We start from the raw sequence: 13,341 nt of genomic DNA, 5'->3' as shown, positions 1-13,341 counted from the left end.
GCAAGGACCGGCACCATGAAGATCATGCGCGTAGAAAAAACCTTGGTTTCGACCAACCGGATCGAGGCCTTTGGCCACCGGCCCTTGTTGGTGGTGCAAGAGCGCGCCGGCGGCATCCGCAGTGTGGCCGTGGATGCGGTGGGTTGCATACCGGGCGACTGGGTGATTTGTGTGGGTTCATCGGCCGCGCGCGAAGCCGCCGGCAGCCGGGATTTCCCGTCCGACTTGACCATCGTCGGCATCATCGACCGCTGGACGGCGGAAGGCAGTGCCTGATGGAAGTGCTGCAAGTGATCGACGATCTGGTCTGCACCCGGCGCGTACCCGGGCTCGGCGCGGTGTCGCTGCGCGTGCTGCAAAGCGAGCAGGGGGTGGTTTCGGTGGCCAGCGACCCGGTCGGGGCGCCAGTGGGCAAGTGGGTGCTGGTCGCCACCGGCACGGCGGCGCGGCTGGCGATGCCGGACCCGCTGACGATGACCGATCTGGCGATCTGCGGCATCGTCGATCACTGGGAGCCGGCACCATGAAGGTGGCGGCCAAGGATGCCTTAAAGATGCAAGTAGGGCCGGCATGGTGCCAGCCCGGTGTGGCATGGGTGGGTTGGGTTCAAGCGCGAACGGCCCGGTTTTTGTTTCTAACTGAAGGAGAAGTGAAATGTCTGCAGCAACGGGTATTGCCCTGGGAATGATCGAAACACGCGGTCTGGTGCCGGCCATCGAGGCCGCCGACGCCATGACCAAAGCCGCCGAAGTGCGCCTGATCGGGCGCCAGTTCGTGGGCGGAGGCTACGTCACGGTGCTGGTGCGCGGTGAAACCGGCGCCGTCAACGCGGCGGTGCGCGCCGGGGCCGATGCCTGCGAGCGCGTCGGTGACGGACTGGTGGCGGCGCACATCATCGCGCGCGTGCACAGCGAAGTCGAGGGCATCCTGCCCACGACCCCATCGGCCTGATTTGAAATTTTTTTGCAAAGGGGTACGCGATGAGCCAAGCAACAGGGATCGCCCTCGGGATGATCGAAACACGCGGTCTGGTGCCGGCCATCGAAGCCGCCGACGCCATGACCAAAGCCGCTGAAGTGCGCCTGATCGGGCGCCAGTTCGTCGGTGGCGGCTACGTCACGGTGCTGGTGCGCGGTGAAACCGGCGCCGTCAACGCCGCCGTGCGCGCCGGGGCCGATGCCTGCGAGCGCGTGGGCGACGGTCTGGTGGCGGCGCACATCATCGCCCGCGTACACAGCGAGGTGGAGGGGATTTTGCCCCTGCGCCCGCAAGCCGACAGCGGCGGCCGCGATCTGGAAATCACCTCCACCCGCAGTTGAGGCGTGCTGAGTCTAGCGCGCTCGCCCCTGCAGCCACCCGTCTGAGGAGACGCAGATGATGGAACCCACCGCCTTGGAATCCAGCAAGGAATCCGCCAGAGACGCGGCCTTGAGCGCCGCCCCGGGCTGGCAGTGGAGCGAGCGCCCGCCCAGCTTGTTTCGGCGCTTCCAGTTTGGCAGCTATGGCCAAACGCGCCAGTTTCTGGACCGGCTGGCCGAGCAGTCGGACGCGCTCGGGGTGCAGCCGCAGAACATCAACTTCGGCACCACCTACGTGAACGTGACCATCAGCGCCAGCGGGCCAAACTTGAGCGAGAGCGAATGCCGCTTGGCGGCCGAACTGGGTCGGCTGGCAACGGCCTGAGCGGGTATGCCCGACCGCCCTGCTCCGTTCCAGCTCGCCTTGCTCAACCACAAGGGTGGCACTGGCAAGACCACGCTGGCCTTCAACTTGGCGGCCGCCTTGGCGCAGCGGGATTCGACCTTGTTGGTCGATCTGGACGCCCAAGGTTCGGCGCTGCAGTGGGCGGCCCAAGGCGGGGAGCCCTTGCCGATGCGGGTGCAGGCGGCCCATCCGCTGCCACCTGCGGCCGACGCCGCCGAGCCAACGGCTTTCGTGGTCTGGGACTGCCCGCCGGCGATTGATTCGCCCCAGGTGCTGGCGCTGCTGGCGCGTCTGGATTGGGTGCTGGTGCCGGTGTTGCCGTCCCCGGTCGATCTGTGGGCCAGTTGGCACCTGGTGCGCTTGCTGCAGCAGGCCAGCAGCGGCAACCCGGGTTTGCGCGCGGCTTTCGTGATCAACCAGGCCGAGCCCGACAGCGCCCTGACCGCCGCCATGCACCAGGCGCTGCGCGAGTTTGGCCTGCCGGTGTTGACTACCGTGGTGCGGCGCCGCGCCATCTACCGCAGCGCGGCCTTGGGCGGGCAAGCGGTGCAGATGCTGGGCCGCCGCGGTGCCGCCGCCACAGCGGAATTGGAAGCCTTGATCGAGGAGATACTGAAATGAGCAGCCTAAAAGAACAACTCAGCGCCAGCGTGCGGCGCAGCCGGGCTGAAACCGCCACCGAGCTCCAGCCTGCCGATTCCGCCCCTGAAGCATCGGTCGCACCCAAGGCCAGCCCTGCGCGCCGTGCGGCGGCCCCATCTCGGGCTGCCCGCACCCAACCGGCCCCGGCCCCGGCCCCGGCCGTGGAGCCGGTGGAGCTTGCGGCACCCACCCCGCCCCCCCGCCCAGCCAGCGAACCAAGCCCCAGCGCGCGCGAACTGTTTCCGCGCCGGGTCTGGCCCGACTGAACCGCGTCACCCAGGAGCAACACCCCATGAGCACCCCCGCGCGCCACTACCCCGCCCGCCACCTCGATTTGGCCGGCATGGGCCATCATCCGGCACCCTATGCCATGCCCCCAAACGGCGAGCGCCCTGCGGCCGGGCTGCGCCCCACGCTGCACAGCGCCCCACCCGGTTCTTCCCCCAGCGCACCAGCCCCGGCCGGCGACGCCTTGGCCGACTACCGCATCGCACGCGAACCCTACTACCGCCAAGTGTCCGACGAGCTCGAGCTGTTCGAGGCCGCCTACGCGGTGCGCATGCCGGTGATGATCAAAGGCCCCACCGGCTGCGGCAAAACCCGCTTCATCGAACACATGGCGTGGCGCTTGGGCAAGCCGCTCGTCACCGTGGCCTGCCACGAAGACCTGACCGCCTCCGACCTCGTCGGGCGCTTCCTGCTCGACGCCCAGGGCACGCGCTGGCACGACGGCCCGCTGGCGCTGGCGGCGCGGCTGGGCGCCATTTGCTACCTCGACGAAGTGGTGGAAGCGCGCCAGGACACCACCGTCGTCATCCACCCCTTGAGCGACGCCCGGCGCATGCTGATGCTGGAAAAAAAGGGTGAGGTGCTGCACGCGCACCCGGATTTCCAGCTCGTGATCTCCTACAACCCGGGCTACCAGTCGCTGCTCAAAGACTTGAAGCAGTCCACCAAACAGCGCTTTGCCGCGCTCGACTTCGACTACCCCGAGCACGAGGTCGAGGTCGAGATCGTGGCGCACGAATCCGGCGTCGATCGCGACACCGCAGCCAAGCTGGTGCACATCGGCGCGCGCGCCCGCAACCTCAAAGGCCACGGCCTGGTCGAGGGCATGTCCACGCGCATGCTGATCCACGCCGGCAGCCTGATCGCGCGCTCGGTGGCGCCGTTGACCGCGTGCCGCATGGCCTTGGTGCGCCCGCTCACCGACGACGCCGACATGCGCGACGTGCTCGACGCCGCCGTGAGCACCTATTTCTGACCCCTGCTGCGCCCCGCCATGACCGTCCACCTGCACCAACACCACGAGCTGCTGGCCGAGCTGCCCAGCGCCGCGCACGAGGTGCTGCAAGGGGCCTGGCAGGAAGCGGCGCGCGCCATGTCGCCGCGCGGCCTCGACAACTACCTCAAAGGCGCGCTGGCGCTGCACCAGTTGGGCCGTGGCGAAGAACTGGTGCTCAATTTCTTGCAGCAGATGCCGCAACTGGCACGCGCCGTGGGCGAAGACGAAGTGCCGGGGGTGGTCAACTTCCTGCTGGCCATGGCCTCCAAGACCTCCGGCCAGGTGCTGGCGCTGATCGCCGCCAGCGCCGCCACGGTGGCGCAGCGCTTGGGCGACGCCACGCTGTTTCGACTATACCTGAACGTGCTCGAACTGCTGCTGGCGCAGGCCCCGCACGGCTTGCGGCCGCTGTTGGGCCAGATCGAACGCCTGCTGGCGCAGCTCACGCTGGGCGGCTTGCGGCGCTGGGTGCAGTGGGGGGCCAAGGCGCACCGCGGCGACATCGAAGCGCAGGTGCGCTATTTCGGGCTCGACAGCCCGGATGCGCTGGCGCTGCTGCAACAAGAGCGCAAAGGCACGCTGCTGGTGGATGTGCAGCGGCGCCTGAACCGCTACCTGCGCGCGCTCTGGGGCCGTGACTTCGTGCTGCGCCCCACCGCCGGCGACTACGAGCAGCGCATCGGCCAGCGCCCCTTCATCGACCAGATGGTGATCCACCTCGCCGACGCCTACGACGACCTGCCCGCCAGCGGCACCGACCCGGCTGCAAGCGCCATGGAACTGTACCGGGCCGGTGCCGCGCACTGCGCCGCACACCTGGTGCTGGGCGGGGCCGCCTTCGATGAGCAGGGGCTGACTGCGCTCGAGCGCGCCCTGATCGAAGCGGTAGAAGACGCACGCATCGAGGCGCTGGCGATGCAGCGCTTTCCCCGGCTGCGCCAGCTCTGGCTGAGCCTGCACCCGAGCACGCCCGAGCCCCCCCAGAGCGCCGGCGACCTGATCAACCGGCTGGCGCGCGCCTGGCTGCAAGCCGAACCCGGCGCGCCCACGGTGGCCGCCGACCTCCACCCCTGGGTGCAGCAGGGCGTGGCGCTGCTGGCGCAATGGCCCGATCTGCACGATGCGCAACACAGCCGCGCCAGCGGCATTGCGCTGGCTGCCAGCTTGGCCGAATGGATGGCCATGGCCGGCTGGGCCCCCTTTACCGCCCGCCTCGACGGCCAACGCGCGCCCTACCGCGACGACAACCGCTACCTCTGGCAAGCCGCGCGCTACGATGAAACGCAGGCCTTGCAGGCGGCTTGGGACGCGCGCCAGCAGGTGCGGCGCAAAGTCAGCGTGATGGAGATGGTCAACGAAGTCAACAACGAATACGCGGGCGACGACGCGCAGGAAATCTGGACCCTGCCGACCGAATTCATGCTCGACCAAGAAGGCGTGAGCATCAACTCCCTGATCGGGCAAACCGCGCTGCCCGACCCGGTGCACTACCCCGAGTGGGACTACACCATCCAGCTCAGCCGCCCGGCCTGGGTCACCTTGCAGGAGCGGCCCGTGAGTGGCTCCGACCCGGCTCCGGTCGATGCCGTGCTGGAGCAGCACCGGCCCTTGCTGGGGCGGCTCAAGTACCTGATCGAGGCCATGTCGCCGCAGGGCCTGCAGCGCATCCGGCGCCTGCAAGACGGCGACGAGATCGACCTCGACCCCGCCATCCAGGCCCTGATCGATCTGCGCCTGGGCCAGCAGCCCGACCCGCGCATCATGATGCGGCGCCAGGTACACCAGCGCGATCTGGCGCTGCTGGTGCTGCTCGATCTGTCGGAATCGGCCAACGAAAAGGTGCACGGCCAGGAGCAGACCGTGCTCGAACTCATGCGCGCCGCCAGCGCCATTTTGGCCGAGACGCTGACGCGCATCGGCGACCCCTTTGCCCTGCACGGGTTTTGCTCCGACGGCCGCCACGACGTGCACTACCTGCGCTGCAAAGACTTCGACCAGCCCTTCGACGCCGGGGTGCGCGCGCGTCTGGGGGGCCTGCAGGCGCGCTTCTCGACCCGCATGGGCGCGGCGCTGCGCCACGCCGGCGCGCAGTTGAGCCAGCGGCCGCAGAAAAAACGCCTGCTGCTGGTGATCACCGACGGCGAGCCGGCCGACCGCGACGTGCGCGACCCCCAGTACCTGCGCCACGACGCGCGCCGCGCCGTCGAAGAGCTGCAGCGCGAAGGCATCCAGACCTTTGGGCTCTCGCTCGACCCGCGCGCCGACACCTACGTCGAGCGCATCTTTGGTGCCCGCCACTACGCCGTGATCGACCGCATCGAGCACCTGCCCGAGCGCCTGCCGCAGCTCTACCTGGGCCTGACCCGATGAGCCGCGTCGCCCCTGCGGTGTCGCTGCGCACCTACGTCATGATCGACTCCTTGCAGCCGCAACTGGCCTCCTACCTGGCCACTTCTTCGCAAGGTTTTTTGCCGGTGCCGGGCGACGCCTGCCTGTGGGTCGAAGTGGCGCCCGGCATGGCGGTGCACCGCTTGTCCGACATCGCGCTCAAGGGCAGCAACGTGCACATGGGCGAGCAGGTGGTGGAGCGCGCCTTTGGCTCCATGGAAATCCACTACCGCAACCAGAGCGAGGTGGCGCAGGCCGGCCAGCTCATCTTGAACCGGCTGGACACGCGCGAGGCCGATCGGCTGCCGTGCCGCATCGCCTGGAGCGAGGTGATACGCGCCGTCACGCCCGACCACGCCACCCTGATCAACCGCCAGTTCCGCAAAGGCTCGATGCTGCTGCCGGGCAAGAGCATGTTCATTTTTGAGGTCGAACCGGCAGGCTACGTGGTCTATGCCGCCAACCAGGCCGAAAAAGCCGCCAACATCACGCTCATCGACGTGCGCCCCTTTGGCTCCTTTGGCCGCCTGACCATGATGGGCAGCGAAGCCGAGGCGCAGCAGGCGCTGGAGGCGGCCGAGCGCGCGGTCGAGGCCCTCAACCAACGCTGCGCCGCCACCGGGGAGGCCTAAAGCCATGCAAGTCGATACCGCCGCCAAGCGGCTCTTGTTTCACACCGTGCGCGTCGATACCGTGCTGGCCGATGGCAGCTTGGGTTCGGGCACCGCTTTCGTGATCGAGCACCCGCACCCCAAGGGGCGGGCGCGCTTTGTCGTCACCAACCGGCACCTGGTCGAGGGGGTGCAGCGCGGCGCGCTGGTGTTTACGCTGGCGCAGGACGGCCAGCCGGCGATCGGGCAGCGCTTCCAGATCGACATCGAGCAGTTCCCGCAAGCTTGGTTTCTGCACCCCGACGAATCGGTCGATCTGGCGCTGGTGCCGCTGCGCCCGCTGCTGGAAGCGGCCGAGGCGCGCGGGGCGCAGCTCTACGTGCAGGCCATAGACACCCGCCACATCCCAAGTGCTGCTGAATGCACCGCCTTCGATGCGCTCGAAGAGGTGCTGTTCGTCGGCTACCCGAGCGGGGTCTGGGACCAGTTCAACGCGCTGCCGATCCTGCGCCGGGGCAGCACCGCCACCGCCGCCGAGCTCGACTTCGAGGGCCGGCCCGAGTTCCTGATCGACGCCGCGGTCTATCCCGGCTCCAGCGGCTCGCCGGTGTTCGTGCGCCGCGGCAACCTGAGCCAGGAAGCGCCTTGGTTCGTGGGCGTGGTGGCGGCGGTGTTTTTCCGCGAGGAGGCCAGCCGCCTGGTGCCGCTGCCGGTGCCCGCCAGCCAAGGCGGCACGGTGCTGGGCAGCGAGATGATCGACCTCGGGCTGGTGATCAAGGCCAGCGCGGTGCGCGCGCTGATCGATGCCTACCTGCGGCGCTGGCTCGATTGATCGACTGCGGGGCGGGCAGCCAAAACCGGCGATACTTGCGCCATGATCCCGCTCGAACAGGCCGTGCGCGCCTCCACTGTGTTGTCGGCCATCACGCAGCGCGTGGCGCAGTCGCAGCAGTTGCTGCAACTGACGCTGCCCTTGTTGCCGCCGACGCTGCGCGATCAGGTGGCCGCCGGCCCGCTCGACGACGGCGTCTGGTGTGTGCTGGTCAACAACCCGGCCGCAAGCAGCAAGCTGCGCCAGCTCGCCCCCACCTTGCTCCAGGCCTTGCAAAGCAGTGGGCAGCCGGTGGCTTCGCTGCGCATCAAGGTGCGTCAGCACGCGGCAGGCTGAGCTCGAACTCGGCCCCGGCGTCGGCGCTGTTGCGCGCGCTCAAGTGGCCACCGTGTTCTTCGACGATGCCATAACTGATCGACAGCCCCAGCCCGGTCCCCTGCCCGACCGGCTTGGTGGTGAAAAACGGGTCAAAAATGCGCGATAAGTGCTCGGGCGCGATGCCGGCCCCGCCGTCGCACACCCGCACCCGCACCGCCAAGGCGTCCGCATCGGCCTCGATGCGCACCCAACGCCGCGCGCCGATCTGATCCGCCACGGCGTCGCAGGCGTTTTGCAGCAGGTTCGTTAGCACCTGCTGCAAGGGCCCGTCGCTGCCCAGCACCGGCAAGGGCTGGGGCGGGCGCACCCAGTCTATGCGCGGCGCCTGCGCCTGTCCTTTTTGCACCCACAGCAGCGCGCGCTCGAGTACCTCGGCCAGATCGAGGCGCACGCGCTGCTGGCGGTCCATGGCCGAAAAGCGTTTCAGCCCCTGCACGATGTCGGCGGTGCGCTGCGCGCCCTCGAGCGTGCCCGCCATCAACTCGGGCAGGTCGCTCAACAGGTGGTCGATGCGCAAGCGCTGGCGCAAGTCGGCCAGTTCGGCCTCGGACTGGCGCTGGTGCAGCGCGTCCAGGTAGCTTTGCAGGCGCTTGCAGTATTTTTGCAAGGCGTGGGTGTTGCCCAGCACGAAGCTGATCGGGTTGTTGAGTTCGTGCGCCACCCCGGCCACCAATTGCCCCAGCGAAGCCATTTTTTCGGAGTGCAGCAGCTGCTGCTGCGCGCTCTTGAGCGCCGCATGCGCCGCTTGCAGCTCGTGGTAGGCGCGCTTGAGTTCGCCCGTCGGGCGCCCCACCCAGACCGTGCCCAGGCGGCGCCGCGCACCACCCAGGCGCGGGGTGCAACTGGCATCGACCGACAGCGGCTGCCCGTGCCGATCGAGCAGGTTGAGTTCGATCACCAGCCCCTGTCCGGCGCTATCTTGCATCGCCCATTGCGCCCGCTCCTGGCTGGCCGCATCGGCCAGCCACAGCGCCACCGGCTGGCCGATCAACTCGGCTTCGCTGCGCCCCACCAGCTCGCACAAGGCGCGGTTGACTTGCTCGATGCGCCCATTGCGGTCGCACACCAGCAGCACATCCGACATCGAGGACATGACGCTGGCGATGAACTGCTGCTGCAGCTCCAGTTCGGCGTTTTTCTGCTCCAGCTTGACCTCGTCGTCGATCAACTGGGTATAGACCTGCTCCATTTTCTGGATCACGTCCAGCCACGCCGTTTCGTCGATGCCCTCCAGCGGCTCGATGCGATCGAGGCTGCTGCAGGGGTCGGGCAGCGGGCGGGCGGGCAGGGATTGGCGCGATGCCATGAGCGGGCTCGAAAATCAGTGTACCGTGCAGACCATGCACGGGTCGAACGAGCGCACGATGTGCTGCACCGCCACCGGCGTGTCTTCGCCCGGCCGCACCGGTGCGCCGACCAGCGCCTGCTCCAAGGCCCCGGGCACACCGGCGGCGTCGCGCGGGGAGAAGTTCCAGCTCGTGGGGGCCACGATCTGGTAATTGGCGATGCGGCCTTGCTGCAGCACCACCCAGTGCCCCAAGCTGCCACGCGCGGCCTCGGTCAGGCCCATCCCTTGTCCGGACTCGGGCAGCGGGGCCGGGATGCAAAACGGCTCGCCGGGGCGTATGGCGCGCAGCCACTGCTCCATTTGCGGCAACACCTGCGCCAGCTCGAGCGCGCGCGCCAGCACCCGCGTCAGCACCGTGCAGCCGTGTTGCGCCACCGCCTCGGACAGCAGGGGCTGGCCAGCCACCAACTGGCGCGCCAAGGCCCCCGTCTCCACCACCTGCCCGGCCCAGCGTGGCGCCTTGTTCCATGTGTAGGCATCGGCCTTGTCGGGTGCCGGGCGCGTCAGCCCGCTCCAAGGGTGGCGCGCCACCGGTTCGCCGGCCCGGCCAGATTCGAGCCAGCTGCGGCTGGCGTCTTCGCTGATGCAATCGGTTTGCAAGGGCAGCACTTGCGCGCCCCCGGGCTGCATCTGCCAGACCCCAGCCGGCAGCGCCAGCGTGCCATCGGGCTGCGGGTAGGTGCCATAGCTCAGGCAGCGCCCTGGGCCGGCCCCCAAACCAGCCAGCCCGGTGGCGCGCGCCAGCGTGAGGAAAAAGCGCAGGTCGCCCGCCTCGGGTTGCTGGGCGTGCCAGCGCCACAGCGCATCGAGGCGGTCGATGGCGTTGACCCGCTCCAAGGTGTCGGCAAACAGGTGCTGCTCCAAAAAGGCGCGCCACTCGCGCAATTTGGCGCGCAAGCGCACCCGCTCGGCGGCGTCGATGGCGCGCGTGCTGCCACCGGGTTCGATGGCCTGGGTGTGCGGCCATTTGCCGCCCAAAGTGCCCAGCAAGGTGAAGGCGCGCTGGCGCGCCGCCAGCGCCACGCGCGTTTGCTCGCCGTGCCCGGGCAAGAAGCGGCGCTGCGCCTCGCTGTGCCAGGGCTGGTCGGCGTACACCGGCCGGCAGAAGTCGGGCATGAAGAAGGCGTAAAAATGCGTCAGGTGGTCGGCCAGATTTTCGGTCGCCAGCATCAGATTGATGGCGTGCTGGCCGTTGGGCGGCGGCACCACCCGAGCCAGGTCGGCCAAGGCGCGCGCACCCGCCACCGACTGCGACACCGAACAGATGCCACAGATGCGCGGCACCAACACCAGCGCATCGTGCGCCAGCTTGCCCTGCAAAATCTGCTCGAAACCGCGGTACATGGGCGCGTTCACGTGCGCGGCGCGCACCACCCCGTCGGCGCAGTCGAGCGTGACCTCGAGGTCGCCCTCGACGCGGTTGAACGGGCCTACGATCAAGCGGCTCATATGTTACCCAGCGTGGGGGCGTTCTCCAGTGGCGCCCGGCCGCCCGAAGCCACTGGAGCACCCCCCCGGGGGGCAGCGAGCGCAGCGAGCGTGGGGGCATTCATTTTGTGCGCGTGCGCCGCAGCGCCGGCTTTTGCACGAGGTGGTCGGCCACGGCGTTGTCGCGCACGCGCTTGGGCGTGGCGCTCTTGGACAGCGAGGCCAGCGCAATGAACCAGGCCTTGGGCATGTCGGTCGGCAGCCCGATCGGGATGCCGGCGAACTTGGGCGTTTGGTCAAAGGCGTGGCCGGGCTCTTGGAAGCCCGGCTCGGTGCAGGCGATGCAGGCGTAGCCGCCGCGGGTGCAACTGCCCTCGCCGTTCCAGAGCCGGATGTTGCAATCGGCGTGCACCTGGGTGCCTTTGCAGCCCATGTGCTCCATCAGGCAGCCAAGGTCGGAGGGTTTTTCGGCGCTGGCCTTGAACTCGTAGTATTCGTTGCGGGTGCAGCCGTGGTGCACCAGTTGGTCGGCATAAAAGCGCGGCCGCGCCAGCGTGTCGAGGTCGGCGGCGGTGAGTTCGTCGGCCGCCAGCGCCGCCAGCGTGTCGAGCACCCAGCTCGGGTGCGTCGGGCAGCCGGCGATGTTGATCACCGGCAGGCCGCTGGCGCTGCGAAATTCGGCCCCCAGCAGGCCGCCGGGGCGCTCGTCCTCGTATTGCAGCCCGCAGGCATCGGTGGGGTTGTCGCCCGCCGCCGTGACGCCACCCCAGGCCGCGCAACTGCCCACCGCCACCACATGGCGCGCGCGTGCGGCCAAGCGGCGCACCCAATCGATCATCGGCACCCCTGTGCCCGCCAGCACATGAAAACGCCCCGTACCGTTGGGCCCGCGCAGCAGCGAACCTTCGATGCACAGCGCATCGAGCGGCTGGCGGCCGTCGGCGCAGCGCTGCAGCAGCTCCAGCACCTCGGAGCCGCTGGCCAGCGAGAGCGAGGGGTGCCAGAGCAGCTCGATCCCGGCGGCGCGCAGGTGCGCATGAAAGTCGGGGGTGTCGGCGCACAGCAGCGACATGCTGCAGCCGCCACAACCGCCCGCTTGCAGCCAGAGCACGTTCATGGGCTGGGCTCCAGCCCAAAGCGTTGGATTTTGCTGCGCAGGCCCACGCGCGACAGCCCCAGCTCCTGCGCCGCACGGGTTTTGTTCCAGCGCTGGCGCAGCAGCGTTTCGCGCAGCAGCATGGCCTCGATCACTTCGAGCCGCTGCACCAAGGTGCCGCTGCTAGGCATCAGCGCCGCCAGTTGGGCCGCCGCGCTGCCCGCGCGCTGGCCTTGCAGCACGCGCGGCGAGAAGGCCTCGGGCAGCAAGCGCTGGCCGTCGTGCAAGGCCAGCGCCCGCGCAAGCTCGTTGCGCAGCTCGCGGATGTTGCCTGGCCAGGGGTAGGCGAGCAGGCAGGCCAGGGTGGCGTCGGGCAAATCGGGGACCGGGCGGCCCAGTTCGAGCGCCACTTGCTGCAGCAGGTGCTGCGCGATCGGCCCAATGTCGGCCACGCGCTCGCGCAGCGGCGGCACGGTCAGCGTCACGGGCGCCAGGCGGTAGTACAAATCTTGGCGAAACAGACCCTCATGCACGCGCTGCTCGAGCTCGCGGTGGGTGGCGGCGAGCACGCGCACATCGACCGGCAGAGGGCGCGCCGCCCCGACCGGCCGCACCTCGCCCTCTTGCAGCACACGCAGCAGCTTGACCTGGAAGGCGGCCGAGGTCTCGCCGATCTCGTCCAGCAACACGGTGCCGCCGTGGGCGCGCTGAAACAGCCCGACGTGGTCGTCGTAGGCCCCGGTGAAAGCGCCGCGTTTGTGGCCAAACAGCTCCGACTCCAGCAGCGTGTCGGGAATGGCGGCGCAGTTTTCCACCACGAACGGACCACCCGCGCGCGGCGAGGCGTAGTGGATGGCGCGCGCCAGCAGCTCCTTGCCGCTGCCCGATTCGCCCAGCACCAGCACCGACAAACCGTAGCGCGCCACCCGCGCCGCCACGGCGCACACGCCATCGAGGGGGCTGCCGGGCGCGCGCACGATGCGCTCGAAGCCAAACACCTGCTGCACCTGCTGCAAGCGCTGGCTGGCGCGCTGGCGCAGCACCGGGGTGCTGGTGCGCAGCTCCAAGTCGAGGCGTGCGGTCTGGCGCTGCAACTGGTGCGCCTCGGCAGCATTGCGCACCGCCTCCATCAGGTGCTCGGGGGCCCAGGGCTTGAGGATGAACTGGTAGATACCGGCTTCGTTGATGCCGGCCACAATGTCTTCGCTCTCGGTGTAACCCGAAACGATGATGCGCACCGTCTCGGGCCAGCGCTGGCGCACCTGCTTGAGAAAGACCACGCCGGTGGTACCCGGCATGCGCTGGTCGCACAACACCACCGCCACCGGCTCGCGCTCCAGCACAGCCAGCGCCTGCTCGGCGCTGCTGGCGGTGAGTACCCGAAAATCTTCGTCCAAGGTGCGGCGCATCGCCTCTTGCGAACGCAACTCGTCATCGACCACCAGCACGGCGGGCTCAGGATGGCGGGGCAAGGGTATCGAAGTCAAGGAGCTAAGCCTGTTGGAAAAAAATGCATGCGCACAGCCCATTGTAGGCAAGCAGCAAACAAGGGCTGGCCTTAGGGGCAACCGCGATAGTCTGCGCTAGGCTGCGCCGACCTGCAGCCGGCGCCGGTTGCAAGTTGGCTGC

Annotated in this window: 16 protein-coding genes; 12 read left to right on the top strand and 4 right to left on the bottom strand. The window is 68.9% G+C overall.

Annotated elements, in window-relative coordinates; translation table 11 throughout:
* The first annotated feature begins 15 nt into the window (after window positions 1-15).
* The 12 genes from SRAA_RS11615 (at window position 16) to SRAA_RS11560 (ending at window position 7,798) form a co-directional block, all read left to right on the top strand.
* Window positions 16-276: an alpha-carboxysome shell vertex protein CsoS4 gene (locus tag SRAA_RS11615; protein WP_045532868.1), complete on the top strand. Its 261-nt coding sequence runs from the start codon at window positions 16-18 to the stop codon at window positions 274-276.
* Entirely contained in the window at window positions 276-527 is a 252-nt protein-coding gene (locus tag SRAA_RS11610; RefSeq protein WP_045532866.1) for a carboxysome peptide B, read from the top strand. Before SRAA_RS11615 ends, SRAA_RS11610 begins: the two co-directional genes overlap by 1 nt.
* Before the next feature lie 127 nt (window positions 528-654).
* Entirely contained in the window at window positions 655-951 is a 297-nt protein-coding gene (locus SRAA_RS11605; RefSeq protein ID WP_045476069.1) for an alpha-carboxysome major shell protein CsoS1, read from the top strand.
* A 29-nt stretch (window positions 952-980) separates the two neighbouring features.
* Complete coding sequence (locus SRAA_RS11600; RefSeq protein WP_029462001.1) at window positions 981-1,319, top strand: alpha-carboxysome major shell protein CsoS1; 339 nt, start codon at window positions 981-983, stop codon at window positions 1,317-1,319.
* A 55-nt stretch (window positions 1,320-1,374) separates the two neighbouring features.
* Window positions 1,375-1,683, top strand: a complete 309-nt coding sequence (locus SRAA_RS11595) for a 4a-hydroxytetrahydrobiopterin dehydratase (RefSeq protein ID WP_231849289.1) — start codon at window positions 1,375-1,377, stop codon at window positions 1,681-1,683.
* Window positions 1,684-1,689: 6 nt separating this feature from the next.
* Window positions 1,690-2,325 (top strand): nucleotide-binding protein, encoded by a 636-nt coding sequence (locus tag SRAA_RS11590; RefSeq protein ID WP_045532865.1) that lies wholly within the window; start codon window positions 1,690-1,692, stop codon window positions 2,323-2,325.
* Complete coding sequence (locus SRAA_RS11585) at window positions 2,322-2,612, top strand: hypothetical protein (RefSeq protein WP_045532863.1); 291 nt, start codon at window positions 2,322-2,324, stop codon at window positions 2,610-2,612. The genes SRAA_RS11590 and SRAA_RS11585 overlap by 4 nt, the downstream gene beginning before the upstream one ends.
* 26 nt (window positions 2,613-2,638) lie before the next feature.
* Window positions 2,639-3,610 (top strand): CbbQ/NirQ/NorQ/GpvN family protein, encoded by a 972-nt coding sequence (locus tag SRAA_RS11580; RefSeq protein ID WP_231849288.1) that lies wholly within the window; start codon window positions 2,639-2,641, stop codon window positions 3,608-3,610.
* Window positions 3,611-3,628: 18 nt separating this feature from the next.
* The gene (locus tag SRAA_RS11575; RefSeq protein ID WP_045532862.1) at window positions 3,629-6,001 is read left to right on the top strand and encodes a nitric oxide reductase activation protein NorD; all 2,373 of its coding nucleotides are present in this window, start codon (window positions 3,629-3,631) and stop codon (window positions 5,999-6,001) included.
* Window positions 5,998-6,651 carry a BMC domain-containing protein gene (locus SRAA_RS11570; RefSeq protein WP_045532860.1) on the top strand — a complete coding sequence of 218 codons (654 nt, stop codon included), beginning with the start codon at window positions 5,998-6,000 and terminating at the stop codon, window positions 6,649-6,651. Before SRAA_RS11575 ends, SRAA_RS11570 begins: the two co-directional genes overlap by 4 nt.
* A gap of 4 nt (window positions 6,652-6,655) precedes the next feature.
* The gene (locus SRAA_RS11565) at window positions 6,656-7,462 is read left to right on the top strand and encodes a S1 family peptidase (protein WP_045532858.1); all 807 of its coding nucleotides are present in this window, start codon (window positions 6,656-6,658) and stop codon (window positions 7,460-7,462) included.
* Window positions 7,463-7,504: 42 nt separating this feature from the next.
* Window positions 7,505-7,798: a DciA family protein gene (locus SRAA_RS11560; RefSeq protein WP_045532856.1), complete on the top strand. Its 294-nt coding sequence runs from the start codon at window positions 7,505-7,507 to the stop codon at window positions 7,796-7,798.
* On the opposite strand, the gene SRAA_RS11555 is transcribed toward SRAA_RS11560, so the two are convergent.
* The 4 genes from SRAA_RS11555 to SRAA_RS11540 form a co-directional block, all read right to left on the bottom strand.
* Window positions 7,770-9,146, bottom strand: a complete 1,377-nt coding sequence (locus SRAA_RS11555; RefSeq protein ID WP_082040056.1) for a sensor histidine kinase — start codon at window positions 9,144-9,146, stop codon at window positions 7,770-7,772. The genes SRAA_RS11560 and SRAA_RS11555 overlap by 29 nt on opposite strands.
* A gap of 15 nt (window positions 9,147-9,161) precedes the next feature.
* Window positions 9,162-10,637: a nickel-dependent hydrogenase large subunit gene (locus SRAA_RS11550; RefSeq protein WP_045532855.1), complete on the bottom strand. Its 1,476-nt coding sequence runs from the start codon at window positions 10,635-10,637 to the stop codon at window positions 9,162-9,164.
* A gap of 100 nt (window positions 10,638-10,737) precedes the next feature.
* Window positions 10,738-11,733 carry an NADH-quinone oxidoreductase subunit B family protein gene (locus tag SRAA_RS11545; RefSeq protein ID WP_045532853.1) on the bottom strand — a complete coding sequence of 332 codons (996 nt, stop codon included), beginning with the start codon at window positions 11,731-11,733 and terminating at the stop codon, window positions 10,738-10,740.
* Entirely contained in the window at window positions 11,730-13,241 is a 1,512-nt protein-coding gene (locus SRAA_RS11540) for a sigma-54-dependent transcriptional regulator (protein WP_082040055.1), read from the bottom strand. Before SRAA_RS11540 ends, SRAA_RS11545 begins: the two co-directional genes overlap by 4 nt.
* Between the last annotated feature and the right edge of the window lie 100 nt (window positions 13,242-13,341).

The organism is Serpentinimonas raichei, assembly GCF_000828895.1.
GTDB classification, from domain to species: domain Bacteria; phylum Pseudomonadota; class Gammaproteobacteria; order Burkholderiales; family Burkholderiaceae_C; genus Serpentinimonas; species Serpentinimonas raichei.
This window is presented reverse-complemented; position numbering and strand designations above follow the sequence as displayed.